The 25,627-nt window shown below is 68.6% G+C and carries 28 protein-coding genes and 1 tRNA gene; 19 read left to right on the plus strand and 10 right to left on the minus strand.

All coding sequences use genetic code 11. The annotated features are described in order from the left end of the window. Nucleotides 1-2: 2 nt before the first annotated feature. The 7 genes from ABIC90_RS06595 (at nt 3) to ABIC90_RS06625 (ending at nt 5,023) form a co-directional block, all read left to right on the plus strand. On the plus strand, nt 3-2,174 hold the full coding sequence (locus ABIC90_RS06595; RefSeq protein WP_354353279.1) for a TonB-dependent siderophore receptor: 2,172 nt from the start codon (nt 3-5) through the stop codon (nt 2,172-2,174). Between the two features lie 81 nt (nt 2,175-2,255). Then, a tRNA-Asn gene (locus tag ABIC90_RS06600) sits at nt 2,256-2,331 on the plus strand. A 361-nt stretch (nt 2,332-2,692) separates the two neighbouring features. Beyond that, the gene (locus ABIC90_RS06605; RefSeq protein WP_354353280.1) at nt 2,693-2,842 is read left to right on the plus strand and encodes a hypothetical protein; all 150 of its coding nucleotides are present in this window, start codon (nt 2,693-2,695) and stop codon (nt 2,840-2,842) included. A gap of 86 nt (nt 2,843-2,928) precedes the next feature. After that, nucleotides 2,929-3,543: a murein hydrolase activator EnvC family protein gene (locus ABIC90_RS06610; RefSeq protein WP_354353281.1), complete on the plus strand. Its 615-nt coding sequence runs from the start codon at nt 2,929-2,931 to the stop codon at nt 3,541-3,543. A gap of 184 nt (nt 3,544-3,727) precedes the next feature. After that, the gene (locus ABIC90_RS06615) at nt 3,728-3,967 is read left to right on the plus strand and encodes a polysaccharide deacetylase (RefSeq protein ID WP_354353282.1); all 240 of its coding nucleotides are present in this window, start codon (nt 3,728-3,730) and stop codon (nt 3,965-3,967) included. Nucleotides 3,968-4,094: 127 nt separating this feature from the next. Beyond that, nucleotides 4,095-4,304 (plus strand): hypothetical protein, encoded by a 210-nt coding sequence (locus ABIC90_RS06620; protein ID WP_354353283.1) that lies wholly within the window; start codon nt 4,095-4,097, stop codon nt 4,302-4,304. Between the two features lie 317 nt (nt 4,305-4,621). Next, a complete protein-coding gene (locus tag ABIC90_RS06625) occupies nt 4,622-5,023 on the plus strand; it encodes a GreA/GreB family elongation factor (RefSeq protein ID WP_354353284.1) in 402 nt (133 codons plus the stop codon). A gap of 33 nt (nt 5,024-5,056) precedes the next feature. Here the strand turns inward: ABIC90_RS06625 and ABIC90_RS06630 are convergent, their stop codons facing one another. Continuing rightward, nucleotides 5,057-5,275, minus strand: a complete 219-nt coding sequence (locus tag ABIC90_RS06630) for a hypothetical protein (RefSeq protein ID WP_354353285.1) — start codon at nt 5,273-5,275, stop codon at nt 5,057-5,059. A 256-nt stretch (nt 5,276-5,531) separates the two neighbouring features. Between ABIC90_RS06630 and ABIC90_RS06635 the strand changes: the two genes are divergently transcribed. Next, nucleotides 5,532-6,425, plus strand: a complete 894-nt coding sequence (locus tag ABIC90_RS06635; protein ID WP_354353287.1) for a CsgG/HfaB family protein — start codon at nt 5,532-5,534, stop codon at nt 6,423-6,425. A 20-nt stretch (nt 6,426-6,445) separates the two neighbouring features. Here the strand turns inward: ABIC90_RS06635 and ABIC90_RS06640 are convergent, their stop codons facing one another. Continuing rightward, nucleotides 6,446-7,360 (minus strand): LysR family transcriptional regulator, encoded by a 915-nt coding sequence (locus ABIC90_RS06640; RefSeq protein ID WP_354353289.1) that lies wholly within the window; start codon nt 7,358-7,360, stop codon nt 6,446-6,448. Nucleotides 7,361-7,489: 129 nt separating this feature from the next. Here ABIC90_RS06640 and ABIC90_RS06645 point away from each other — a divergent pair, with 129 nt between their 5' ends. The 3 genes from ABIC90_RS06645 (at nt 7,490) to ABIC90_RS06655 (ending at nt 11,045) form a co-directional block, all read left to right on the plus strand. Beyond that, nucleotides 7,490-8,482 (plus strand): Bug family tripartite tricarboxylate transporter substrate binding protein, encoded by a 993-nt coding sequence (locus ABIC90_RS06645; protein WP_354353291.1) that lies wholly within the window; start codon nt 7,490-7,492, stop codon nt 8,480-8,482. A 42-nt stretch (nt 8,483-8,524) separates the two neighbouring features. Continuing rightward, a complete protein-coding gene (locus ABIC90_RS06650; RefSeq protein WP_354353292.1) occupies nt 8,525-10,048 on the plus strand; it encodes an amidase in 1,524 nt (507 codons plus the stop codon). 124 nt (nt 10,049-10,172) lie between these two features. Beyond that, a complete protein-coding gene (locus ABIC90_RS06655; protein ID WP_354353293.1) occupies nt 10,173-11,045 on the plus strand; it encodes an alpha/beta hydrolase in 873 nt (290 codons plus the stop codon). 13 nt (nt 11,046-11,058) lie between these two features. Here ABIC90_RS06655 and ABIC90_RS06660 read toward each other — a convergent pair whose 3' ends face one another. Continuing rightward, a complete protein-coding gene (locus ABIC90_RS06660; protein ID WP_354353294.1) occupies nt 11,059-11,406 on the minus strand; it encodes a GFA family protein in 348 nt (115 codons plus the stop codon). An 83-nt stretch (nt 11,407-11,489) separates the two neighbouring features. After that, nucleotides 11,490-12,767, minus strand: a complete 1,278-nt coding sequence (locus tag ABIC90_RS06665; RefSeq protein WP_354353295.1) for a LysR family transcriptional regulator — start codon at nt 12,765-12,767, stop codon at nt 11,490-11,492. A 130-nt stretch (nt 12,768-12,897) separates the two neighbouring features. On the opposite strand from ABIC90_RS06665, the gene ABIC90_RS06670 reads away from it, so the two are divergent. The 5 genes from ABIC90_RS06670 to ABIC90_RS06690 are packed head-to-tail and all read left to right on the plus strand — an operon-like array spanning nt 12,898 to nt 16,544. Beyond that, entirely contained in the window at nt 12,898-13,926 is a 1,029-nt protein-coding gene (locus ABIC90_RS06670) for an amidohydrolase family protein (RefSeq protein ID WP_354353296.1), read from the plus strand. A 3-nt stretch (nt 13,927-13,929) separates the two neighbouring features. Next, the gene (gene ligK / locus ABIC90_RS06675) at nt 13,930-14,628 is read left to right on the plus strand and encodes a 4-carboxy-4-hydroxy-2-oxoadipate aldolase/oxaloacetate decarboxylase (protein WP_354353297.1); all 699 of its coding nucleotides are present in this window, start codon (nt 13,930-13,932) and stop codon (nt 14,626-14,628) included. An 11-nt stretch (nt 14,629-14,639) separates the two neighbouring features. Continuing rightward, complete coding sequence (locus ABIC90_RS06680) at nt 14,640-14,864, plus strand: hypothetical protein (protein ID WP_354353298.1); 225 nt, start codon at nt 14,640-14,642, stop codon at nt 14,862-14,864. Next, entirely contained in the window at nt 14,861-15,850 is a 990-nt protein-coding gene (locus tag ABIC90_RS06685) for a Bug family tripartite tricarboxylate transporter substrate binding protein (RefSeq protein WP_354353299.1), read from the plus strand. Before ABIC90_RS06680 ends, ABIC90_RS06685 begins: the two co-directional genes overlap by 4 nt. A 4-nt stretch (nt 15,851-15,854) precedes the next feature. Then, complete coding sequence (locus tag ABIC90_RS06690) at nt 15,855-16,544, plus strand: substrate-binding domain-containing protein (protein WP_354353300.1); 690 nt, start codon at nt 15,855-15,857, stop codon at nt 16,542-16,544. 13 nt (nt 16,545-16,557) lie between these two features. Here the strand turns inward: ABIC90_RS06690 and ABIC90_RS06695 are convergent, their stop codons facing one another. Beyond that, on the minus strand, nt 16,558-16,962 hold the full coding sequence (locus ABIC90_RS06695) for a GFA family protein (RefSeq protein ID WP_354353301.1): 405 nt from the start codon (nt 16,960-16,962) through the stop codon (nt 16,558-16,560). A 96-nt stretch (nt 16,963-17,058) separates the two neighbouring features. On the opposite strand from ABIC90_RS06695, the gene ABIC90_RS06700 reads away from it, so the two are divergent. The 3 genes from ABIC90_RS06700 (at nt 17,059) to ABIC90_RS06710 (ending at nt 20,718) form a co-directional block, all read left to right on the plus strand. Then, the gene (locus ABIC90_RS06700; RefSeq protein WP_354353302.1) at nt 17,059-18,048 is read left to right on the plus strand and encodes a helix-turn-helix transcriptional regulator; all 990 of its coding nucleotides are present in this window, start codon (nt 17,059-17,061) and stop codon (nt 18,046-18,048) included. 95 nt (nt 18,049-18,143) lie between these two features. Further along, nucleotides 18,144-18,839 (plus strand): response regulator transcription factor, encoded by a 696-nt coding sequence (locus ABIC90_RS06705; protein WP_354353303.1) that lies wholly within the window; start codon nt 18,144-18,146, stop codon nt 18,837-18,839. 1 nt (nt 18,840) lies between these two features. Further along, entirely contained in the window at nt 18,841-20,718 is a 1,878-nt protein-coding gene (locus tag ABIC90_RS06710) for a sensor histidine kinase (protein WP_354353304.1), read from the plus strand. Between the two features lie 24 nt (nt 20,719-20,742). Here ABIC90_RS06710 and ABIC90_RS06715 read toward each other — a convergent pair whose 3' ends face one another. From ABIC90_RS06715 to ABIC90_RS06735, 5 genes are all read right to left on the minus strand, one after another. After that, the gene (locus ABIC90_RS06715; protein ID WP_354353305.1) at nt 20,743-21,063 is read right to left on the minus strand and encodes a hypothetical protein; all 321 of its coding nucleotides are present in this window, start codon (nt 21,061-21,063) and stop codon (nt 20,743-20,745) included. A 15-nt stretch (nt 21,064-21,078) separates the two neighbouring features. Next, nucleotides 21,079-22,560, minus strand: coding sequence for a Do family serine endopeptidase (locus ABIC90_RS06720; protein ID WP_354353306.1), 1,482 nt, complete (start codon nt 22,558-22,560; stop codon nt 21,079-21,081). A gap of 62 nt (nt 22,561-22,622) precedes the next feature. After that, entirely contained in the window at nt 22,623-23,963 is a 1,341-nt protein-coding gene (locus ABIC90_RS06725) for an ATP-binding protein (RefSeq protein ID WP_354353307.1), read from the minus strand. A 172-nt stretch (nt 23,964-24,135) separates the two neighbouring features. Then, the gene (locus ABIC90_RS06730; protein WP_354353308.1) at nt 24,136-24,795 is read right to left on the minus strand and encodes a response regulator transcription factor; all 660 of its coding nucleotides are present in this window, start codon (nt 24,793-24,795) and stop codon (nt 24,136-24,138) included. Nucleotides 24,796-24,856: 61 nt separating this feature from the next. After that, nucleotides 24,857-25,627, minus strand: coding sequence for an IclR family transcriptional regulator domain-containing protein (locus ABIC90_RS06735; protein ID WP_354353309.1), 771 nt, complete (start codon nt 25,625-25,627; stop codon nt 24,857-24,859).

Consider the following 25,627-nt stretch of genomic DNA (forward strand, 5'->3'; position numbering starts at 1 on the left):
CCATGAACAGCAACCACTTCTCTCGCTTCTCTACGCCCTTCGCCTGGCCGCTCTCGCCCGTTTCTTGCGCGATCGCCGCTGTGCTCCTTGCCGGCGCCGCCGGCGCGCACGCACAACAGAGCACGCTGCGCGAAGTCACCGTCAATGAAGGCGCCGCCGCGCCGCAGGCCGACGTGAGCGGCTTCGGCGACGTGCCGCTGCGCGAGCTGCCGCTCTCGGCCACGGTGGTCGACAGCAAGCAGATCAACGCCAGCGGCGCGCGCCGGCTCGCGGACCTCACGCAGTTCGACTCGTCGGTGACCGACGCGTACAACTCCGCCGGCTACTGGGACTACCTGACGGTGCGCGGCTTCGTGCTGGACAACCGTTTCAACTACCGACGCGAAGGCCTGCCCATCAGCGCGGAAACATCGATCCCGCTCGACAACAAGGAACGCGTGGAAATCCTGCGCGGCACCAGCGGCATCCAGGCCGGCACCAGCGCGCCGGGCGGGTTGGTCAACTACGTCGTCAAGCGCCCCACCGAGCAGGACCTGCGCACGGTGCGCATCGAAACCACCAGCCGCGGCAGCGTGCTGGGCGCGCTCGACCTGGGCGGCCGCTTCGGCGAGAACCGCCAGTTCGGCTACCGGCTCAACATCGCCAGCGAAAACCTGAAGCCGCTCACGCACAACCTGGACGGCAACCGCAACATGTTCTCGCTGGCGGCCGACTGGCGCATCACGCGCGACTCGGTGCTGGAATTCGAGGTCGAGCAAAGCCGCAAGACGCAGCCGAGCCAGAACGGCTACAGCCTCCTGGGCAGCGTGCTGCCCGCGCCGGTCGATCCGCGCATCAACCTGAACAACCAGCCGTGGTCGCAGCCCTCGGTGTTCAAGGCGCTGACCGGCACGGTGCGCTTCAGCCAGGCGCTGAACGCCGACTGGCGCTGGAGCGCGCAGATCGGCCAGCAGCGCCTGAAGACCGACGACCGCCTGGCCTACGCCTTCGGCTGCGGTGCCGAGGGCAACTACGACCGCTACTGTTCCGACGGCACCTTCGACGTGTACGACTTCCGCAGCGAGAACGAGCGCCGCACGCAGACCGCGGGCAGCCTGAACCTGAAGGGCAACGTGATGACCGGCAGCGTGCGGCACGAGCTGGGCTTTGGCCTGCTTCAAAGCCGCGTGCGCAACCGCTTCCAGGACCAGGCCTACAACTATGTGGGCACGGGCAACATCTGGGCGACCGCCGTGGTGCCGGCCGACCCAACGCTCACCGACGTCAACACGAACCGCGACGAGCGCTCGACCGAACTGTCGGTGCAGGACGCGATCCGCTGGAACGATCGCTTCACGACATGGGTCGGCGCGCGCCACACGCGGCTGGACCGCAGCAGCGTTCGCACCGACGGCTCGCGCCCCACCGGCTACAAGGACGGCATCACCACGCCATGGATCGCGGCCAGCTACGCGATCCAGCCCGGACTGCTTGCTTATGCGAGCTGGGGCAAGGGCGTCGAATCGCAGGTCGTGCCGAACAAGAGCTCGCAGTACAGCAACGCCGGCGAGGCGCTTCCCGCGCTGAGCTCGCGCCAGTGGGAACTGGGCATCAAGGGCGGCAACGACGCGTTCAACTGGCAGCTTGCGTGGTTCGACATCTCGCGGCCCATGACCAACCTCGATGCGTGCAACCGCCTGGGCACCACCCCGTGCGCAGCGACCTACGACGGCCGCGCGGTGCACCGCGGCCTGGAAGCCGGCGCGCAATGGATCGACGGCCCATGGCGCCTGGGCGGCAGCGTGACCCTGATGGACGCCAAGCGGCGCGGCAGCATCGTCGAGCCCGCGAGCAACGGGCAATCGCCGACCAACGTGCCCAAGCAGGTGCTGCGCGCGCAGGCGGGCTATCGGGTGGCGTCGGTGCCGGGCCTGGAAGTGGCGGGGCAGCTTTCTTACGAGGGGCGGCGCAACGTCCTGGCCGACGGTTCGATCACGCTGCCTTCGTGGACGCGCGTCGATGCGGTGATCCGCTACGACACCAAACTGCGCGGGATGAACACCACCTGGACCCTGGCCGTCGACAACCTGTTCGACCGCCGCTATTGGAAGGAATCGCCCTACCAGTTCGGCCATGTCTATCTGTTCCCCGGCGCGCCGCGCACCTTGCGCTTGGGCCTGAGCGTTGCGCTCTGAGCGCGCGAGCGAAAGTTTTTTATGCGAAAGTTTTGGGAGCTTGAGAAGGCCCAAAAAACCGCGCTATAATCTGAGGCTTGTTCCTCGATAGCTCAGTTGGTAGAGCGCCGGACTGTTAATCCGTAGGTCCCTGGTTCGAGCCCAGGTCGAGGAGCCACTACAAGCCGCAAGGCAACTGGAAAGCCCACTGCATTTTTTGCAGTGGGCTTTTTTCATTGTTGGGCGCTTGTTCGGCAACTGCCGAATATCCAGTAGTCGGCCCACAAGATGAGTCGCAACGTAGGAGAGCGGCTGTCAGGCAAAGGCGGCAAATGGGCACGGCTGCGCGCCGTCGGACCTGTCATGTTGAATCTGCGCAGGGTGTTTCCGCGCGCTGGACTGGAGACAGGCATGACAGACGAGACGACGAAAACAGGGCTGGACCCACGCTCCTCAGACGACGATCCCAGTCCATTCGGAGGGCAAACGACATGACTCCAAAGCGGGAACCCCGACCGGCTGTTCTAGGCAAACGACTGATGTTCACGCTGCTGGCGATCATCGCCGTGATCGTGGTGGGTGTGCTGTTTGCGTACGGAATCGGCGACCCTGCGAAAGGTCCCGGCAACCTGCCACCTGGCGGCGCCTCCGCAACGCAACCCGACAGCGGCTCGCCCGCTTCCAAGTAGAAGCACAGCATGCCCGCCGTCGAAGCGCTGCGCAGTAAGGACCGCGCGCATCGAAGCGGCGCGAAGATTCCAATACAGTGCAGGCCATGCATCTTCAGCAGTCACCGGCCTCCCCATCCATCCATCGCCCTTGCGGCGCTTCCCATCGAATCACGCAGGCCATCGCCGCCGCCGCATTGAGCATCGTGCTCGCCGGGTGCGCAACCAAGCCAGCCCCTGCGCCCGCCAAGAAGCCGACACCGACGGCCCGCAACGAGCCGTCCAAGCCCGCGCCGAGTCGTCGTCCGCGCAACAGCGAGCCGGCAGCCACGCCATCGGCACCGGTCGCAAAGGCCGAACGCAATTTCGTGCGGCCTTCGCAGGGCAAGGTCATCCAGCGCTTCGACGGCCGCAACAACAAGGGCATCGACTTCGACGGATCGGAAGGCGATCCCGTGGTTGCCGCACGCGATGGCAAGGTCGTCTATTCGGCCGTGGGTCCGCGCGGGTACGGGCAGCTCGTCATGATCAAGCACGACGCCGTCTTCGTCACCGCCTACGCGCACAACAGCCAGTTGCTGGTCAAGGAAGGCCAGTCCGTCAAACGCGGCCAGCCGATCGCCCGCATGGGGCGCACGGAGTCGGACCGGGTCAAGCTGCACTTCGAACTGCGAAGAAACGGCAATGCAGTGGACCCCGCCCCCTACTTCATGGGCGATTAGGGTCTCTGCGGTCCCTGGTCATTTGTTTGCCCAGGCCTTGGCCCATCGTCAAAAACCTCCTACAGCCCTGCTCCCGGTCAGCCCCTAACTTCCTCTCACTCGGATTTGATTCAAGTCCGGCCACTTCTGCGCAGTTCTCCCTGAACAACTCAGACGCAGAGCACAAGAAAAAGAGGACGCAAGGATGAGTTTTGAAGACATTCGCAGGCGGTTCGATGTGCCTGCTCGCAAAGGCGCGCGGGTCGAATTTCAGGGGCAAGCCGGTACCGTTACCACTGCACGGGGGCTGATGGTGCGTGTGCGGCTGGACGGCATGTCGTGGTCCCGCCCTTATTCGCCCAGCGAATTGCATTGGCTGGATGCGACGCCGCACACCAGGACCACAGACCAAAACGCGCACAACGAGCTGAGTTCGTACAGCTGAAGGACCGAGGCCCCGGCAAGGGTTTGCCACCGGCACGCGCCCTCTTCAGGCCCTATGCTGAGACAGCCGTCCGAAGGATGGCGAAAGGCGCAAATTGAACACAGACCTCGCAGCGGAATGCAATCCCATGCTTCCAACGGGCTGGGCTTTCGAGCTTCGCCTCACCAAGAACACCAAGGGTGACTTCGGCGGCATCGGTCTCTTGCAGCTGGACGGCGTGGACATGTGCCACCTCACGCTCGCGAGCCTGGACAACGACCGCGCGGATGCGCTGCTGCGCGTGAAGCAGCGCGTGGAGACCTGGATCGCCGAGTGGCAGTCGCGGGCCCTGCATTGAGGTCAGCCGCCTCCTGCCGCAACGGCGCGAATTCCAAACGCTGGTAAGGCCCCGCGACACACCCACTTACCGGCAAGGCCCGTGAGGCCTTTGCCCGTCGGCCCGCACCTTGGCGCCTACACTGGACCGCATGGCTCCCCCGACCCCGTCCTGCAAGCACACCGCATTCACGCGCCTGAATGCGGCCGTGGCGACGATGGTCTTCATGCGACGCACGTCCGCACTTTCCTGAGCCCGGTGGTCCGCTACTTTCCTTGATGCGCAAACCATAGACCGCCGGGCACCGCACCCGCGCGTTTCATTGGAGTGCTTCATTCATGCTTGCAACGATTCACGGAGAGCGCACGCTCACCGAACTGGACTTCGTCCGTCTCACCAAACTCACGGCGGACAACGCCCATTCCCCGGCACTGGCCGACCTGCTGGATGCGGCCGAAGTGCTTGCGTCCCGCGAGGTGCCCGCGGACATCGTCACGATGAACGCGCGGGTGGAAATCGAAGACCTTCCCACCCAGCAGCGCCAGACGCTGGTGGTCTGCTACCCCGGCGATGCGGAGCCGACCACGGGGCTCATCTCGGTGCTGTCGCCCGTGGGCATCGGCCTGCTCGGCCTGAAGGCCGGCGACACGGCTCGATGGCGCACACCGGGCGGCGAGGCCGCGGCGCGCGTGCTCGCGGTGGTCTTCCAGCCCGAGGCCAGCGGCGACTACACGACCTGACCGGCCCGGGCCAGTCCGGGCCGGTCAGGGCCCTCAGTGCTGGACGATGCCGGTGCGGCTCTTCGCGTTGTCGATGGTCGCGCTGACGGAGCTGGTGTTGACGGCCAGGGCCACGAGGATGGAGCCGACAAAGGCCGGATCGGAAGCGCCGCTGAAGTTCGATGCGCCCGCAATCGCCAGGGCCTGCGAGACCTGCAGGCGGGTGAGTTCCGCGGCGGCTTCCGCAACGACATTCTTCTTGGTGGTTGCCATCTGAATTCTCCTCGTAGAAAAAGCGCGACTTTAACTGCCGCTCGCGCCGAGAAAGGCCATCGCCCTCTTCGGCGCACCGTGACCGCGCCATGACTTTCGGCACTGGCATGCCCGCCGCCCCGGCCGTATCGTCGCGCGGTCGCCGGCGGCGCTGCGAATCGGGAGGCCGTACAGGCCGTGCGGTCCATCTTCGGTATTCGATGAATGGCGCATCACGACGCGGGCGCCGCATTGTTTTCACCTGATGGATCCGGACATGCCTTTCTCCAGACTTTCTTTCGCAAGCGCGGCCAGCGCGCTCACCGGGCTGCTGCTTCTCTCCGGCTGCCAGACCATGGACATGCAAATGGGCAGCCAGTCAGCCAAGACCATGGCCACCGGCAGCGCCGCGGGCTCGGCCACTTCCGGCGAGAGCAGCGCGCTGGAGCGCTGCGACTCCCCGCTGGGCACCGTCTCCCTCATCGAGAACGTCAACGCCGGCTGGTACACCGTGCTCACCGGCGAATACAAGCTGCCGCCCACCGCCAACCTGCTGCGCCTTCTGGTGCAACAGTCGAACTGCTTCGTGGTGGTCGAGCGCGGCGCGGCCGGCATGAACGCCATGACGCGCGAACGCGCGCTGCGGCAGTCGGGCGAAATGCGCAGCGGCAGCAACTTCGGCCGCGGCCAGATGGTGGCTTCCGACTACGGCCTGTCGCCTGAAATCGTCTTCAGCAACAACGACGCGGGCGGCATCGGCGGCGCGCTCGGCGGCCTGGTCGGCGGCGGCCGCGGCCGTGCCATCGCCAGCATCGGCGCCAGCCTGCAGACCAAGGAAGCCAGCGCCCTCCTGACGCTCATCGACAACCGCTCGGGCGTGCAGGTCGCGGCCGCGGAAGGCAGTGCGTCCAAGACCGACTTCGCGGGCTTTGGGGGCCTGGGCGGCCTCTCTGCCGCGGGCGGCGTTGGAGGCTACACGCGCACGCCGCAGGGCAAGGTGATCGCCGCGGCCTTCATGGACGCCTTCAACCAGATGGTTCGCTCGCTGCGCAACTACAAGGCGCAAACGGTGCGCGGCCAGGGCCTGGGCGGCGGTGGCCGGCTGGGCGTGGACGGCGGCGCCGCGCCGTCGCAAACCTCGGCGCCAGGCGCCCGCAACCGCCGCAAATAAACACGCGCGCCCTCGTCCGCTCAGGCCGTCTCCTTGATCGCCTCGGTCAGGAACCGCACGAACGCCTTGCCCGCATCGGGCAGCGAGCGGCCGGCCAGCGTCTGCACCTCCAGGTAGCGCTCGTTCATCTCCCTGTCCTTCAGGGGAACCGCGACCAGCGCATTGCTCTGGAGCTGCGTGCGGATCGACAGCTCGCCATAAAAAGCGATGCTGCCGCCGCCCGCGGCCGCAAAGCTCACCAGCGCATTCGCATGGTTGCTGGACATGGCCGGCACATAGCGCAGCCCCTGCCGGCCGCAACTGATGTCCAGCAGTTGCCGGATCGAGCTTTCTTCCGACGGCAGGCCCAGCGGGTAGCCCACCACCTGGCGCAATGACAACTGCCGCTGCGCGGCCAGCGGATGGCCCTGGGCCATCACCGCCAGGATGGGGCTGGGCTGCCGCAGCTCGACCTTGATGCCGGGCTCGGCCAGCGCGCTCAACGTCATGCCCACATCCGCTTCGCCGTCGCGAATCCGCCGTGGAATCTCGTTCGGCGTGCCCACCTCCAGGTGAAAGCGGATGCCCTCGTAGCTGGCCCGAAAACGCGAGATCAGCGTCGGCAGGAAATCGAAGGCAAAGCCCTCGGTGCTCACCACGCGCACATGCCCGCTGCGCAGGCCGCGCAGGCCCGCGATGTCGCCGGCCACCCGCTCGATGTCCTGCTGCGTCCGCTTGGCGTGCGCGGCCAGCAGCTCGCCGGCCGCGTTGGGCACCATGCCGCGCGCATGGCGCTCGAAAAGCAGCGTGTCCAGCTCCCGCTCCAGCCGCGCGACCTGCCGGCTCACGGCCGAGGGCGCGACGTTGAGCTTGAGCGCCGCGTCCTTCACCGAGCCGGTTTTCACGACCTCCAGAAAGTACCGGACCGCCGTCTCCTGCAGTGCATGAAGTCGCATGAATTTCTCCTGGATTCCTGAGGGCCGGCGTGCCTTGTCGATTGCCGATTCGGCAATCAACAATTCTAAACATTGCGCTTGTGGCAGCCCATCCCCGCTCCTAGGATGAGACTTTCCAGGAGCCCTCTCATGAAAAACCTTCCCGCATTGGCCCGCATCGCACTGATGTCCTGCTTCGGTCTCTCCGCATTGATGCCGCTCGCCGCGGTTGCCGCGGAGCCTGGTTTTCCATCGCGGCCGGTCACGCTGGTGATCCCCTTTCCCCCGGGCGGCGCGACGGACGTGAACGGCCGGATCCTCGGCCAGCGGCTGAGCAAGGAGCTGGGCCAACCCGTGGTCATCGAGAACCGCGCCGGTGCCGGAACCATCATCGGCGCGAGCTACGTCTCCAAGGCGGCGCCCGACGGCTACACGCTGCTCGTGAGCTCGGGCACCACCTTCACCGTGAACCCCGCCATCCGCCCCAACCTGCCGTACGACCCGGTCAAGGGCTTCGAGCCGATCGGCATTGCCGGGCGGCTCGCGCTCATCCTCCTGGCCAACAGCGAGGTGCCGGTGCAGACCGTCAAGCAGTTCGTGGATTACGTGAAGGCATCGCCGGGCAAGTATTCCTACGCCTCCTACGGCACCGGCACCACCTCGCATTTCGCCGGTGAATCCATCCTGCATGCGGCCGGCCTGAAGATGACGCACGTGCCCTACAAGGGCAGCGCACCGGCCATGACGGACCTCATGGGCGGGCAGGTCGCGTTCAGCGTGGACACGGTGAGCGCCGCCATCCCGCAACTCAAGAGCGGCAAGATCAAGGCCATTGCGGTGACGACGGCCAAGCGCTCCAGCCTGCTGCCGGATGTGCCCAGCCTGGCCGAGAGCGGCTATCCCGACATCGACATGGACTCCTGGCTGATCCTCGCCGCACCGCGCGGCCTGCCCGCCGATGCAAAAGCCCGGCTCGAGAAGGCGCTCGCCGCGACCATGGCCGACCCGGACACGCGGGCCAAGCTCAGCGCCCAGGGGCTGGAGCCGGTCTACAGCAACCCCGAGGCCGCGAGCGCGCTGATCAACCGGGAACTGCCGGTGATGCGTGCCGTTGCCGCGCGCGCAAACATCACCGCCGACTGACCCTCCCAGACCGAACACCGCCTGCCCCGTCAACCCTTGCACATGCCCACCACCGAACTCGTCGAACACTCCGCCGTCGAACTGCGCCGCCTCATCGGCAGCAAGGCGATCTCCCCGGTCGAACTGCTGGAGGCGTGCATCGCGCGCATCGCGCAGGTGAACCCCTTCGTCAACGCGGTGACCGCGACCTGCTTCGACCGCGCAAGAACCGAGGCCGCCGCCGCGGAGGCCGCCGTCGTGCAAGGCGCCCCACTGGGGCTGCTGCACGGCCTGCCCCTGGGCGTGAAGGACCTGGAGCCGACCGAAGGCCTGCTCACCACCTGGGGCTCGGCCATCTACCGCGACCATGTGCCGCAGGAAGACATCGAGCTGGTGGCCCGCCTTCGCAAGGCCGGTGCCATCGTGGCCGGCAAGACCAACGTGCCCGAAATGGGCGCGGGCGCCAACTCGCGCAACGAGGTGTGGGGCGCGACCGGCAACCCCTTCAACCCGAACCTCAATGCCGGCGGCTCCTCGGGCGGCTCGGCCGCGGCACTGGCGTGCGACATGCTGCCTGTGTGCACCGGCTCCGACACCGGCGGCTCGCTGCGCATTCCCGCCGCCAAGTGCGGCGTGGTGGGCTTTCGGCCCTCGCCGGGCGTGGTGCCGAGCGTGCGCAAGCCGCTGGGCTGGACGCCGATCTCGGTCGTCGGCCCCATGGGCCGCACGGTGGAAGACGCCTGCCTGCAACTGGCTGCATCGGCCGGCATGAACGCCGGCGATCCGTTGAGCTATCCGCTGGACCCGCTCTCCTTTCTCAAGCCGCAAGACGTCGACCTCAGCCGCCTTCGCATCGCGTGGACCGAAGACTTCGGCACCTGTGCGGTGAACGACAGCATCCGCGCCACCATGCGCCGCAAGATGGGCGCGATGCGGCACCTGTTCCAGCGCTGCGACGAAGTGAGCTTCGACCTGGGCGAGGCGCATCGCTGCTTCGACGTGCTGCGCGCCGAGGCCTTCGTGGCCGGCATGCACGCCGCCTACCAGCGCGACCCCGCGAGCCTGGGCCCGAACTCCCGCGCGAACTACGAAATGGGCGCGCAGATGAGCCTGCTCGACAGCGCCTGGGCGCAGGCCGAGCAGACGCGCCTGATCAAGCGCTTCCAGTCCACCTTCGCGGACTACGACCTGGTGCTCTCGCCGACCACACCGGTGTCGCCCTTCCCCTGGACGCAGCTGTATGCCGACACCATCAACGGCGAGAAGCAGGCCAACTACTACCGCTGGCTCGCGCTGACCTATGTGGTCACGCTGACCACGCATCCGGCGATCTCGCTGCCCTGCGGCGTCGATCACGCGGGCATGCCGTTCGGCCTGCAGGTGGTCGGCGGCTTCCGCACCGACCATCAGGTGCTGGGCGCGGCGCATGCCATGGAGAAGGCATTCGCGGGCGACCCACAACTGCGCCGCCCACGGCCCGACCTGTCGCTGCTGCGCGCGGCCGAACCCGCGCTCACGTCGATCGTGAGGACACCGCCCCATTTGCCGGGCGGCGTCACGGAGGCTGCGGTCGTCGCGGCGGTCTGAAGCCTCACTCGCTCGACATGCGGCGCTGGGTCGTGTCGCAAAGCCGGCCGGAAGAATGGAAACCCCGATGTCGGCTTCAGCCGCCAACTTCTAGGATGGCCGTCCCATCCATCGAGACCATGCCATGCAGAGCACCGAAACGCACTTCGACCTGAGCGCCGGCGACGGCCACCCGATGCAGGCCCACCGCTGGCAGGGCGCCGCGCCGCGCGCCATCGTCCAACTGGCGCACGGCATGGGCGAGCATTCGCTGCGCTACCGGCCGCTGGCAGAGGCACTCACGCAGGCCGGCTATGTCGTCTACGCAAACGAGCACCGCGGACATGGCCAGGGCGCGGCGGCGCGCGGCGAGCTCGGCGAATTCGGCCCGCGCGGATTCGCCGGCCTCGTGGACGACATGGCGCTGCTGAGCCGCCATGCGCGCGCCGAGCATCCGGGCCTGCCGCTGATCCTCGTGGGCCACAGCATGGGCTCGTTCGCCACGCAGTACTACCTGACCCGGCACAGCGAACTGCTGGCCGGTGCGGTGCTCTCTGGCACCACGGCGCTCGATCTCCTGGGTACCGCGCTGCAGAGCGGCTTCAAGCTGGAAGACATGAACGCAGCCCTGCCCGAGGTGCGCACCCCGTTCGACTGGCTCAGCCGCGACCCGGCCCAGGTCGACGCCTACATCGCCGATCCGCTGTGCGGGTTCACCGTTTCGGCGCAAGGCCTGGGCTCCATGTTCGCGAACCTTGCCGACCTCACGCCCGAGGCGATGCAATCGCGCATCCGGCCCAAGCTGCCGCTGTACCTGTTCATCGGCGACCAAGACCCGGTCAGCAACAAGGCCGAGTGGTTCTATCCGCTGGTGCAGCGCTACCGCGAGGCGGGGTTGCGCGATGTGTCGTGCCACGTCTTCGGCGGCGCGCGCCACGAGACGCTGAACGAAACCAATCGCGATGAAGTGGTGGGCGTGCTGCTGGCCTGGATTGCGCGGGTGGTGGGCAAGGGCTGAAAGATCGCCCGGCTCACCTGGAGCGCCCGTCGAACTGCGTGACCGGCACGGCCTCCAGGTCGATGCCCTCGATGCAGCGGATGTTGATGGCCGCCATCGGCTCGCCCTTCGGGTTGGTGGCTTCGCTGTAAGGCTGGATGCCGCACGCCGGGCAGAAGCGGTGCTTGATCGCATGCTTGTTGAACAGGTAGGTGCTCGCGTTGTCTTCGGGCGTGAGCAGGCGCATGGCATCGCGCGGCACGAACCACAGCAGCGAGCCGCGGCGCTGGCACATGGAGCAGTTGCAGGCCAAGGCCGAGGTGATGTCGCCCTCGGCTTCGAACTTCACGCGGCCGCAGTGGCAACTTCCTTCGTACTTCATGTGTGTCTCCGGCGTATCGTGGGGCGCCAAGGATGGCAGACGGCCTTGCGCATAGCAAGCGCGGCCCGCGCGGCCAGCGCGGCTCAGCGCACTGGCGTGTGGAAGTCCGGCGACCGCGCGACCACCGAGGCGATCTCCTCCATCAACGCCCTCGCCCCCGGTGACGGAAACGCGCCCTGCCGCTGCGTCAACCCGATCTCGCGGCGCGTCGGGTCCAGCGGAAAGTCCAGCACGACCAGGCTGCCGTCGCGGATCTCGTAGCGCAGCTGATGGGGCGAGATCGCGGTCAGCATGTCGCTCTCGAGCAGCAGGCCGCGCAGCACCGCGAGGTCGCCGGTCTCGACCGCAGGAATTGGCGCCGCCTCGCGCGCCGACGAGAAAAAGCGTTCGAGCAGTTCGCGCGACGGCGTGTTGTGCCGCGAGAGCGCCCAGGTCGCCTGCCGCAGTGCATCGAAGTCGATGCGCCTTGCGCGCTCGAGCGGATGGCCGGCGCGCGCGATCACCGAGATGCGGTCTTCGAACAGCGCTTGCTGCTGCAGGTCCCTGGCCTCGGCGGGGCTGCGCAGCGCGCCGAGGATGAAGTCGATGTCGCCGCTGCGCAGCGAAGCGGCCAGCGCGTCGTAGGGGCTCTCGACGGTTGCGACGTGCAGCCCCGGATGCCGCGCGAGCAGCGAGGCAATCGCGAGCGGCAGGATCTGCGTGCGGCCCAGCGGCAGCGCGCCCACGGTCACGCTTCCCTGCAGGGTGCCTTCGCTCGCGGCGATGTCGAGGCCGATGTGGCGCAGCTCCGCCAGCACGCGCTTGAAATGAAAGGCCACGATCTCGCCGGCCAGCGTCGGCGAGAGCCCGCGCGTCTTGCGCTCCAGCAGCACGACGCCGAGCCCGCGTTCGAGGTCTTTCAATGCGCTGCTGATCGCAGGCTGCGTGATGCCGAACTCGCGCGCGACGGCCGGCATGTTGCGCTTTTCGACCAGGCTCGCGACGACCGCGAGGCGCCGGCCGTTGAGGATCGATGCGAAGAGCGAGGGCACGTCGGCCGCAGTGCCGATGCCGCCACGCGCGACGAGTTGCGCTCGCGCATCTTCGAACTCGCGCTCGATGCGGCGCGCGCGCACCAGCACCAGGTCGCCATACGAGTTGAGCGCCATGCCGCGCGCGCGGCGGTCGAACAGCGGCCGGCCCAGCACGCCTTCGAGCTCCGAGATGGAACGCGTGACGCCCGAGGCGACGCGGTACAGCTGCTCGTTCGCGGCCCTGGCAATGCTGCCGGCGGCGGCCACGGCCGAGAACGCGCGCAGATGGCGCAGGTTGATGGCGAGCGCGCTGCCGATCACTTTGTCTGGCTGATGCGCACCAGTCATTTCAACCCCTCGGGTAAACCCTATCAATAAGAAAGTCTGATGTTAGGGCAACCCGAACTCACCCCACGCGAAGGCGCCCGCAACCACACTCGATACCTCCGAGCCAACAACCGATGGGGTTGCCAAAAAAATGATCATCGACTGCCACGGCCACTACACCACCGCGCCCAAGGCGCTGGAGAACTGGCGCAACCAGCAGATCGCGGGCCTCCAGGAACCCGCGCTCACACCCCGCGTTGCCGACCTGCAGATCAGCGACGACGAGCTGCGCGAATCCATCGAGGGCAACCAGCTGCGCCTCATGAAGGAACGCGGCAGCGACCTCACGATCTTCAGCCCGCGCGCGAGCTTCATGGCGCACCACATCGGCGACTTCGAGACCTCGTCGACCTGGGCGGCAATCTGCAACGAGCTGTGCTTTCGGGTGAGCGAGCTGTTCCCCGACCATTTCATCGGCGCGGCGATGCTGCCGCAATCGCCGGGCGTGGACCCGGCCAGCTGCATCCCCGAGCTGGAGCGTTGCGTGCGCGAGTACGGCTTCGTGGCGATCAACCTCAACCCCGATCCCTCGGGCGGGCACTGGACCTCGCCGCCGCTGTCGGACCGCCACTGGTACCCGCTCTACGAGAAGATGGTCGAGCACGACATTCCGGCGATGGTGCACGTGAGCACGAGCTGCAACGCGTGCTTTCACACCACCGGCGCGCACTACCTGAACGCGGACACCACCGCCTTCATGCAGTGCCTCACCTCCGACCTGTTCACCGATTTCCCGACCCTGCGCTTCGTGATCCCGCACGGCGGCGGCGCGGTGCCCTACCACTGGGGGCGCTTTCGCGGGCTGGCGCAAGAGATGAAGAAGCCGCTGCTCAAAGACCACCTGCTCAACAACATCTTCTTCGACACCTGCGTGTATCACCAGCCGGGCATCGACCTGCTCACGCGCGTGATCCCGGTGGACAACATCCTCTTCGCGAGCGAGATGATCGGCGCGGTGCGCGGCATCGATCCGGAGACCGGGTTCTTCTACGACGACACGCGCCGCTATATCGACGCGACGCCGATGCTCGATGCCGAAACGCGCCACAAGGTGTTCGAAGGCAACGCGCGCCGCGTCTATCCGCGCCTGGATCGCGCACTCATTGCCAAAGGCCTCTGACCCATGTCCAACACCCTTCAACAACAGCTCGGTGTCGTCCATCGCAGCATTGCCCGCGCCGATGCGGCCGCTGTCGACAAGCTCTCGCGCTTCGGCGTTTCGACGGTGCATGAGGCGCTAGGCCGGCTCGGGCTGATGCAGCCGCACATCCGCCCCATCCACCCCGACGCGCGCTTTTGCGGCACCGCAGTCACCGTGCTGCTGCAGCCCGGGGACAACTGGATGCTGCATGTCGCGGCCGAGCAGATCCAGCCCGGCGACGTGGTGGTCGCCACCTGCACCAGCGACAGCACCGACGGCTTCTTCGGCGACCTGCTGGCCACCTCTTTCAAGGCGCGCGGTTGCAAGGGCCTGGTGATCGACGGCGGCGTGCGCGACGTGCGCGACCTCAACGCGATGGGCTTCCCCGTCTTCAGCCGCGCCATCCACGCCAAGGGCACGATCAAGGCCACGCTGGGTTCGGTCAACGTGCCGGTGGTGTGCGCGGGTGCCTCGGTGCAGCCGGGCGATGTGATCGTGGCCGACATCGACGGCGTGGTGGTGGTGCCCGCCTCGCGCGCGCAGCAGGTGGCCGATGCGGCCGAAGCGCGCGAGGCCAACGAGACCGCCAAGCGCGAGCGCTTCGCCGCAGGCGAACTGGGCCTGGACATGTACGCCATGCGCGAGCCACTGGCCAAGGCCGGCCTGCGCTACATCGACTGAAGAAAACAGCCATGGCTCGCATCACCGGCGCCGCCGCTTTCGAACCCGCGCATCGCTGGCTCGCGGAGCGCCGGCCCGATGTGCGCTTCTTCATCTGCAACGACCACCTCCGCTCGTTGCTCTTCGACCACAGCTCGACCCTCTCGCTCGGCATGGCCGAGCCTCATGCAGTGCCCGGCAAGAACGCCGCGCCGCAGACCTGGGATGCACAGTCCCCTTCTTTTTCCAAGCAATGAACACACGCTCCATCCGCCGCCGGCTGCTCACCCTGGCCCTGGCCGCCCCCTTCGTGCTCGGCGCCCCGGTGCCCGCGACCGCCGCAGAGGCCTACCCCTCCAAGCCCGTGAAGATCCTCGTCGGCTACAGCGCCGGCGGCGCGGTCGATGCCATCGCGCGCTCCGTCGGCCAGCGCATGGCAGCCATCCTCGGCCAGCCCGTGGTGGTCGAGAACAAGCCCGGCGCCGGCACCAACATCGCGATCAAGTCGCTGACCTCGAGCCCGCCCGATGGCTACACCCTGCTGCTGGCGGCCAATGCGCTTGCGGTGAACCCGTCGATGTACCAGCCTGCGCCCTACGACCTGGACCGCGACTTCACGCCGATCGCATCGGTCGGCCGCGTGCCGGTGGTGTTCGCGGTGCGCGAAGGCTCGCCGATCAAGTCGCTGCCCGAGTTCGTGGCCGCGGCCAAGGCCAGGCCGGGCGGCGTGACCGTCGCAACGCCGGGCAACGGCGCCACGCCGCACCTGGCGATGGAGCTGTTCCAGCACACCGCCGGCCTCAAGCTGAGCCACGTGCCCTACAAGGGCGGCGCGCAGGCGATCACCGACGCGCTCGGCGGGCATGTGGACGTGGTGGCGGTCAATGCGCTCGAAGTGCTTCCGCTCGTCAAGGGCGGCAAGCTGAGGGTGCTGGCGGTGATGAGCACCGAGCGCTCCGCCGTGCTGCCGGGTGTGCCGACGGTGGCCGAGTCGGGTTATCCGGGGTTCGAGGCCAGCGTCTGGTATGGCTTCGTCGCGCCGGCAGGACTTCCCGCGCCGGTGCTTGGCAAGCTGCACGAGGCGGTGCAGAAGGCGCTCGAATCGCAGGAGGTGCGCGACCAGCTCGCCGCGGCGGGCGGCGTTCCGCTGCCGGGGCCGACCGCGCAATTCGAGAAGCTGCTCAAGACCGATGCGGCGCGCTACGGCCAGTTGATCCGCGAAGCGAACATCAAGCCGGACTGAAGCCATGGCAACGCCGATCCAGGGCATCTGCTCGATGGCAACCCGCGGGTTGCTGGAAGAGCTCGCGGCCGCGTATGCGCAGCGCACCGGCGTGCCGGTTTCGTTCCAGGCGGTTGGCGGCGTCGACGCGGCGCGGCGCGTGTCCGCGGGCGAAGCCTTCGACGTGGTGGTGCTGGCCTCGGAAGCGATCGACAAGCTCATCGCGGCAGGCAGGCTCGATGCGGGCGCCAAGGTGGACATCGTTCGCTCGGGCGTCGGCGCGGCGGTGCGCGCGGGTGCGGAACGGCCAGATATCTCCACGGAAGATGCCGTGCGCAACGCCGTGCGGGCGGCACCCGGCATCGCCTATTCGACGGGCCCGAGCGGCGTCGCACTGCTCGCGCTGTTCGAGCGCTGGGGCATTGCCGACGAGATCCGGAGCCGCCTGGTACTGGCACCGCCGGGCGTGCCCGTCGGTTCGCTGGTCGCGCGCGGCGAGGCTGCGCTGGGGTTCCAGCAGATGAGCGAGTTGATCGGCGTGGAAGGCATCCTGTTGCTCGGCCCCCTGCCGCCGGAGATCCAGATCGTCACGACCTTCTCGGCCGCGCCGGCCGCCGGCTCGACGCAGCCGGACGCGGTGCGCGCCCTGCTCGGCTTCCTCGCTTCGCCGGACAGCGCCGAAACCAGGCGCCGGCACGGCATGGACCCCGCCTGAGCGGCCCTTTGCCTCAAAGGTACCGGGTCTCGGCCGGCACCTCGAACCAGTTGTTGTTGCGCCCGTCCATGTAGCGCACCGGCGCGGTAGAGAGTTCTTCCAGCGTCACGTCGTCCAGGCAGGTCACGTTCACGCTGACGTACGCGCCGCCGATCTCCGGCACGTTGCCGCGCCCGAACGACTTGATGCCGCAGTGCTTGCAGAACAGGTGCTCCGCGCTGCGCGAGGCGAACTGGTAGCTCGTGAGGTCTTCTTCGCCCGACAGCAGCGTGAACTCCTCGGGCTTGACGATGACGCCCCAGCCCCTGGCCTTCATGCAGATCGAGCAGTTGCATTTGCCGGTGCCGGCCTCCAGGTCGATGAGGGCCTGGAAGCGAACCTTGCCGCAGTGGCAGCTGCCGTTGTACGTCTTCTTCATGGGTGGGTGTCCTTGGAGCGGGTGAGTGAAGGAAGCGCCAAGGCTAAAACCCATTGCGGACAGATACTGTCCTCGATTGAAGGCATCATGGCGGCCATGCTGTCTGCCTCCGCCCGCCTGATACGGCTTCTCTCGTTGTTCCAGGCCCAGCGCGCCTGGACCGGCGCCGCGCTGGCCGCGCGGCTCGAAATCACCGAGCGCACCTTGCGCCGCGACGTCGATCGGCTGCGCACGCTGGGCTACACCGTCGATTCCACCTCGGGCGTGGCCGGCGGCTACCGGCTGGGCGCGGGCACCGCCCTGCCGCCGCTGCTGCTGGAAGACGAAGAAGCCATTGCGGTGGCGCTGGGCCTGGGCAATCCGGCGGGCGGCGCGGGCGACATCGAGAACGCCTCGATGCGCGCGCTGGCCAAGCTCGAACAGCTGATGCCGCAGCGCCTGCGCCGCCGGCTCGACCGCGTGCGTGCCGCGGTGGTGCCGCTGACGCGCGGCAAGACCGAGGTTCGGCTGAAGGCGGTCACGCTGTTCGCCGAAGCCTGCACCGACCGGCTCCAGCTGCGCTTCGACTACCGCGACCACCACGCCACCGCCACCGCGCGTACGGTGGAGCCGCACCGCGTGGTGCAGTCGGCCGAACGCTGGTACCTGCTGGCCTGGGACACGGCGCGCGAAGACTGGCGCACCTTTCGCCTGGACCGCATCGTCGAGCCCGTGCCGACCGGCGCCCGCTTCACGCCGCGCCGGCTGCCGCTGGGCGATGTGGCGGCCTACATGACGCAAGCGCTGCGGGTTTCGCCCTTCCTGCACCACGCGCGGGTGGTGGTGCATGCGCCGGTCCAGGCGCTGCAGGCGCACCTGGGCTGGGTGGGCGGGGTGCCGGAGGCCATCGACGGGGGCGCCTCCACGCGGATCGCGACCGGCGCCAACTCGCTCGATGCGCTGGCCGTGTGGCTGGGCTGCCTGGGGCACGATTTCGAGATCGAGTCGCCCGCGGAATTGATCGAGCACATCGCCGTGGTCGCAGCACGCCTGGGCAAGGTCGCGCGCAGGCAGCAGAAAAAACCGGGCCGCCTACCTCTTCTATAGGATGGCCGGCCGGCCCGCAGGGGGCTAGCCTTGGCGCTGTTGCAACCAGCCCCGGCCTCCCCACCACCCATGCGCCTCGTTCGCGGAGTTTTGCCATGACGCTCATGCCAGAGACGCAGGTCACGCAGGTCGCGCTCGTCGAAGACGACACCGGCATGCGCGAGCGCATCGCGCGCGTCGTGGGCGCGGACCCCTCGCTGGCGCTGGCCTTCAGCGCCTCGAACGCCGCCGACGTGCTGGCCTGGCTGGGCGAGAACCCGGTCGATGTGCTGCTGGTCGACCTGGGCCTGCCGGACCAGCCCGGGCTGCAGGTCATTCGCCAGTGCCGCGCCATGCAGCCGGCATGCGCGGTGATGGTGCTGTCCATCTTCGGCGACGAGGCCAACATGGTCCAGGCCTTCGAGGCCGGCGCCAGCGGCTACCTGCTCAAGGACGGCACCGAGACCGACCTGGCCACCCACATCCGCAACCTGCGCGCGGGCGGCTCGCCGATGTCGCCGGTCATCGCCCGGCAGCTGCTGCGCCGCTGGCAGACCCGCGCGGAGCCGCCGCGCCCTTCCGCGCAGAGCGCCCCTCCCCGCGCCGCGGTGGTGCCGGAGCGCCTGTCGCCCCGGGAGTTCGAGGTGCTCGACCTGGTGTCCCGTGGGTTCACCTATGTCGAAGTCGGCGTGCAGATGGGCGTCTCGGCGTCGACGGTCCAATCCCATATCCGCAATATCTACGGCAAGCTGGATGTGCACAACAAATCGGAAGGCGTGTTCGAAGCCCGCAACCTGGGCTGGCTCCCCTGACATGCGCCGGCTGCTGGTTGCAACGGCGCTGTCATTGCTCGGGTTGCTGGCGTTCATCGGCCATGCGCCGGCCGCCGGGGCCGACGCTGCCATGCCCGCCGGCATCGAGCTGCGTTTTTCCGAAGCCACCCTGTCGCCCGACGGCCTGCCCACGCAGGTGCGGCCCGTGCAATTGCCGTTCCGCTGGGACCACGCGTTCCCCGGCCGCGGCGGCAAGGCCAGCTACCGCATCGAGCTTCCCGAAGGCGCGGTGCCCGCGGGCTGGCCTTCGGCCCTGCTGCTGTCGGGCGTGGGCAACCAAGTGGCGATCTCGCTGGACGGCGTGCGACTGGCCAGCTTCGGCACCCTGGGCGACTCCGGCTACGACGCGGCCAAGGGCACGCAGCTGGTCCTGGTGCCCGCGTCGGTCGCGGCGCTGCACCGCAGCGGGCAGCCGCAGCAATTGGTGATCGAGACCACGCTGCAGCGCCAGCGCGGCGGCGGCCTTGCCAGCATCCGCTACGGCGCCGAAGCCCCGTTGACCGCGCTCTACCGCTCGCAGCAGAACTGGCGCCACACCTCGGCCATCGTCTATGCGGTGAGCCTGCTCCTGATGGGCGGGCTGGCCGGGGGCCTGTGGCTGCGCCAGCGCGATGCGCTCTACGGCTGCTTCGCGCTGGCGGCGCTCTCGGGCGTGGCGCGCAACCTGGACCGCGTGTGGCCCGAGGTGCCGGTGCCGTGGCCGCTGTGGGGCGCGGTGGTGGCGGTCTGCTATGCGTGCCACATCGCGCTCATCGCGCGCTTCGTGCTGCTGGTGCTGAACCGCAATCCGCCGTGGCTGGTGCGCGCCATTTATGCGGCGCTGGCGGTCTCGGTGGCGCTGGCCTGCGCCTCGTTTGCACTGGCCAGGCCGGTGCTGTGGACCAGCAGCCTGGTCATCCTTCAGCTGACCAGCATCGTCTGCCTGCCCTACGTGATCCACGGCGCGCTGGTGGCGCGGCGGCGCATCGCGGGGGTGCTGATGGCGGCGGGCACGCTCGCCATCCTGGCCGGCGCGCACGACCTGCTGCTGGTGCGCATGGGCCTGTTCGGCGGCGCCAACTACACGCTGACGCCGCACGCGATGTTCTTCTTCGTGATGATCCTGGCGGGCCTGGTCGTGGAGCGCTACAGCCGCACGGTGGCCGACTACAGCGCGCTCAACGCCAACCTTGCGGCCCGCGTCGCGGAGCGCGAAGAGCAACTGCGCGGCGCCTTCGAAACGGTGCGCCAGCAGCAGCAGGAGCAGGCGGTGCTGCTGGAGCGCCAGCGCATCATGCGGGAGATCCACGACGGCGTGGGCTCGCAGCTGGTGGGCCTGCTCAACGTAGTGACGCAGCCCGCGCCCGACCGCCGCGTGGTCGAGGAGCATGTGAAGCTCGCGCTGGACGAGATGCGCATGGCGGTCGATTCGCTGCAGCCCACGCAGGACGACCTGCCGACCGTGCTGGCCACGCTGCGCTACCGCCTGCAGCCGCGCCTGGACGCGGCCGGCATCGCGCTGGTGTGGAACGTGGCGGTCATTCCGCCCGTGGCTCCATTTGCGGCGCAGGCGGCGATGCAGTTGCAGCGCATCCTGCTGGAGGCCTTCACCAACGTGCTCAAGCACGCCGGGGCCACGCGCATCGTGATGCAGGTGAGTTGGCACGGCGACGAAACACCGCCGCTGGTGCGCATCGTGCTGACCGACAACGGCCGCGGCCTGCCCGCGACGCCGGACGACGGCCGGCCCATGGGCCACGGCATCGCGAACATGCGTTCGCGCGCGCAGGCCATCGGCGCGCGGCTGGAGATCGAAGCCGTGGAGGGGCCCGAAGGCGGAACGCGCGTGCGGCTGGATTGGCCTTGCGGCCCTGCCTGATGGCCTGAACGCGCCGAACGAGCCTCAGCGCAGCGCGAACGCCAGCACCACCGCACCCAGCGCCAGCAGCCCGAGGCCGGCGATGAACACCATCTCGCCCCAGGACTCCAGCCTCGCGCCCGAGCGGCGCGAGCGCATCGAGATGAAAGACAGCAACGCGCTGGCCAGGAAGACCAGCGCGTCGACGGCCAGCAGCCGGTCGATCAGCAAGCGCATGTCGTCGCGCGGCCCCAGGTGGCCGATGGACATCACCGTCATGCACACGCCGATCATCGTGGCCGAGGTGGGCAGGATGTGCGCGGAGAGGCCGTTGGCAGGCGGGGTCATGCGCTGGCTGTCGAGCATGCGGAGGGGACGAGCCTACCCAATGCGCACCGGCACGAAGATCTTGTCCTCACCGCGCTGGATGAGCAGCGCCACCGACTTGTTGGCCGCCTTCGCCACCACTTCGCGCACCTGGTCGAGGCTCTGCGCCGGCGTGCCGTTGATGGCCAGCAGCACGTCGCCCGCCTGCACGCCGGCCTGCGCCGAGGGGCCCGCGGCATCTTCGATCAGCAGCCCGGACTCCACGCCGGCCTGGCGCTTTTCCTGCGGCTGCAGCGGACGCAGCGCCAGCCCCAGCTTGCCCTGGCCCACTGTCGCATCGGCCTTGGCCACCTGCGTGGGCTTGTCGCTCGCGTCGCCGAGCCTGGCCTGCAGCTCCTGGCGTTCACCCTGGCGCCACACTTCGAGCGTGACCTTCTTGCCCGGCGCCTGCTGGCCGATCACCGCGGGCAGGTCGCCCGATGACACGATGGCCTGGCCGTCGACCTTGCGGATCACGTCGCCCGCCTTCAGGCCCGCCTTGTCGCCGGGGCCGCCCTTCTCGATGTTGGAGACCAGCGCGCCTTCGGGCTTGTCCAGCTTGAAGGAATCGGCGAAGGCCTGGTTCACCTCCTGCACCGCGACGCCCAGGCGCGCATGCGTGGCCTTGCCGGTGGCGACGATCTGGTCCTTCACCTGCACCGCCACGTCGATCGGAATGGCGAACGACACGCCCTGGTAGCCGCCGCTGCGGCTGTAGATCTGCGAGTTGATGCCCACCACCTCGCCGCGCGTGTTCAGCAGCGGGCCGCCGGAGTTGCCGGGGTTCACCGCCACGTCGGTCTGGATGAAGGGCACGTAGCTGTCGTCGGGCAGCGTGCGGCCCTTGGCGCTCACCACGCCGGCCGTCACGGTGTTCTCGAAGCCGAAGGGCGAGCCGATGGCCAGCACCCATTCGCCGACCTTCAGGTCCTTGGTGTTGCCCAGCGCGAGCACGGGCAGGTTCTTGGCGTCGATCTTGAGCACGGCGATGTCTGTCTTGGCGTCGGCGCCGAGCACCTTGGCGCGGAATTCGCGGCGGTCGGTCAGCTTGACGGTGACTTCCTTGGCGCCCTTCACCACGTGCGCGTTGGTGATGATGATGCCGTTGGCGTCGACGATGAAGCCCGAGCCCTCGGCACGCACCGGCACATCGCGCTGCTGTTGCTGCTGGCCGCGCGGGCCCATCTGGCCCTGGAAGCGGCGGAAGAACTGGAACATCGGGTCGTCCGGATCGATGCCCTGGATCTCGGCGGCGGCTTCGTCGTCCGAGGCCTTCACGCTGCCGGTGACGCTGATGTTGACCACGGCCGCGCCGTCGCGTGCGGTGATGGTGGAGAAATCGGGCAGCGTGACCATGGCGGGGGCGGCCGCGACGGGGGTGGCGTTGGTCGGGGCGCTCACCGCGCTGGTGTAGGCGCCGGCACCGACGGCGCCGATCACGCCGGCGCTCGCCATTGCGATCACCAAGGCGCGGGGAGAAGTCAGGCGGGTGTTCATCTGTCGGTTCCTTTCATTGCGTGGCACGCAAAACACGATGAAAGGAATGTCGCCGCGCTGACTTAAGCGCCGCTTAAACGGAACACCACACGCACCCGCAGCCCGCCCAGGCTGGGCGATGCGTCCAGCGCCACCGTCGCGCCATGCAGATCGGCAATCGACTTGACGATGGCCAGCCCCAGCCCGCTGCCGGGCGCCTGCGGCTCGCCCGAACGGTAGAAGCGGTCGAGCACGCGCGCCCGCTCGGCCTCGGGCAGGCCCGGGCCGTTGTCGTCGACGCTGAGTTCCACCGTGCCGTCGCGCCTGGCAATGGCGATGTCGACACGGCCGTCTTCGGACGTGTACTTGACCGCGTTGTCCAGCAGGTTGCGCAGCAGCATGCGCAGCGCCTCGGGCTGGCCGCTGACCACCGCATCCGCGTCGGCATGCGCAATGCCGATGTCGATGCGGCGGGCCTGCGCGGCGGCCACCGCATCGGAGATGGCAAGGCGCGCGACCTCGGCCAGGTCGACCGCCTCGGGCCTGGCGCCCGCGGCCATGCTGGCCTCGTGCCGGGCCAGCGCGAGCATCTGCTCGACCAGCCGCGTCGCGCGGTCGATGCCCGCGACCAGCCGGCTCACGGCGAGCTCGCGCGCCGCTTCGTCGGGCGCACGCTGCAGGCCCTGCACCTGCAGCTTCAAGGCGGCGAGCGGCGAGCGAAGTTCGTGCGCGGCATCGGCGACGAAGTGCTTCTGCGCATCGAAGGCGTGGCGCACCCGGTCGAACAGCAGGTTGAGTTCCTGCACCAGCGGGCGCACCTCTTCGGGCAGGCCTTCCTCGCTCACTGCGGAAAGATCGTCGGCCTGCCGCGAGGCCACCTGCTTTCTCACGCGCGCCACCGGCGCCAGGGATCGGCTCACCACCCACCACACCACCAGCATCAGCAGCGGCGCCATCAGGGCGACCGGTGCGATGGTGCGCAGCGCGAGCGTGCCGGCCATGCTGCGCCGCGCGGCCATGTCCTGCGCCACCTGGATCACCAGCCCGCGCGTCTGCATCGAGAACACGCGGTAGGTGGTGCCGCGCGCATGCACGTCGGCAAAGCCCAGCACCGCGAGCTGCGGCAGCGCGGCCTGCTCGGCGGATTCGAAGACGCGCACGCCGTCGGCGGTCCACACCTGCACCACGAAATCGAAGTTCTGCTCGCCGCTGCCGATGCCGCCGACGGCCGCGCTCGGCGGCAGGCCGGAACGCAGCGACATCGCCATCTGCTGCATGTGGTAGTCGAAGATGTCGTCGGCCTCGCTGAGCACGGTGCGGTAGGCCACCAGCGCCTGCGCACCTGCGGCCAGCACGATGGCCGCGAGCAGAAACCACAGCAGGCGGGCGCGCAGCGAGCCGGTCACCCAGCGCCAGCCGTTCATCGCACCACCTCCGTGCCCCGATGCCCGCGCGCAGGTCGGCTCCTGCCCCCTCTCCCCTCGGGGAGAGGGCCGGGGTGAGGGCCGACGGCGATGGCGGAGGCAGTGCGCGCGCGAAGGCCCACGCCCTCACCCCAGCCCTCTCCCCGAGGGGAGAGGGAGCAAGATTTCGCGCTCATACCTTCGGCACCATGTAGCCGACGCCTCGCACATTGCGGATGAACTCTGCCCCGAGCTTCTTGCGCAGGCCGTGCACATACACCTCCACCGCGTTGCTGCTGATCTCATCCTTCCAGCTGTAGAGCTTTTCTTCAAGCTGGGCGCGCGAGAGCACCATGCCCGGACGCGCCAGCAGCGGCTCGAGCACCGCCCATTCGCGCGCCGACAGCAGCACGGGCTGGCCGGCCACGGTCACCTCGCGCGTGGCCGGGTTGATGCTCACGCCCATGTGCTCGTACACCGGCTCGGCGCGCCCGGCCGCGCGGCGCAGCAAGGCGCGGATGCGGGCCAGCAGTTCGTCCAGGTCGTAGGGCTTGAGCACGTAGTCGTCGGCGCCGGCGTCCAGCCCTTCGATGCGTTGCTGCACCGAATCGCGCGCGGTGGCGATCAGCACCGGCATGCGCTGTTTGCGGGCGCGCAGGCTGCGCAGCACTTCGAGGCCGTCGCGGCGCGGCACGCCCAGGTCGAGCAGCACCAGGTCGTATTGCTGGGTGCGCAAGGCGGACTCGGCGGCCTCGCCGTCTTTCACCCAGTCCACCGCGTATTGCTCGGCGCGCAGCAGGTCGAGCACCGCCTCGCCGATCATCACGTCGTCTTCCAGAAGCAGGAGTCGCATGGTTGTTTTCCGTTTTTCTTGATCTGCGGGATTCGAGGCCGCGGCACAGGCGAAGTTCAGTTCACAGCAGCGAGCGGACCTCGCGCGCCGCCTCGAACAGCAGCGGCAGCATGTCGCGCTGCAAGGTCTCTTCCTGGTAGCGCGTGCCCGACAACACCACGTTGAGCGCGGCCACCGTGTGGCCCTGCATGTCGCGCAGCGGCACCGCCAGTGCCTGCACGCCGAGCTCGTGCTCCTCGCTGGCAAAACAATAGTCGTCCTTGCGCGTGCGGGCAATCAGTTGGCGCAGGCCGCGCGCCTGTGTGACGGTGTGCGGCGTCAGCCGCGCCAGATGCCGGCCCTTGAGCCACTGCGTGAGCTGGGTCGAAGCCATGGCCGCCAGCAGCACGCGGCCGGTGGAGGTGGCGTGCGCCGGCAGCCGCGCGCCCAGGTGCAGGCCGTAGGCCAGCACACGCGTCGGCGTGCCGTAGCTGCCGCTGCGCGCCACGATGACCACCTCTTCGCCATCGAGCACCACCGCGGAGAACGACTCACCGGTCTGCGCCGCGAGGCGGTTGAGCGTGGGCTGCAGCGCGCGGGGCAGGCGCGACGATGCCAGGTAGCTGCCCGAGAAACGCAGCACCTTGGGCGCCATCCAGAAATAGCTGCCGTCGGTTTCGAGGTAGCCCAGGTGGGCCAGCGTGAGCAGGTGGCGTCGAGCGGCGGCGCGCGTAAGGCCGGCCCGCTCGGCGGCCAGCGTGGCATTGAGGCGCTGGCGCTCGGTGTCGAAGCTTTCGAGCACCGCCATTCCCTTGGCGATGCCTTCGATGAAATCAGCCTTGGCGATGGTCAT

Source organism: Variovorax boronicumulans, assembly GCF_040544675.1.
In the GTDB taxonomy this organism is placed as follows: Bacteria; Pseudomonadota; Gammaproteobacteria; order Burkholderiales; family Burkholderiaceae_C; genus Variovorax; species Variovorax boronicumulans_D.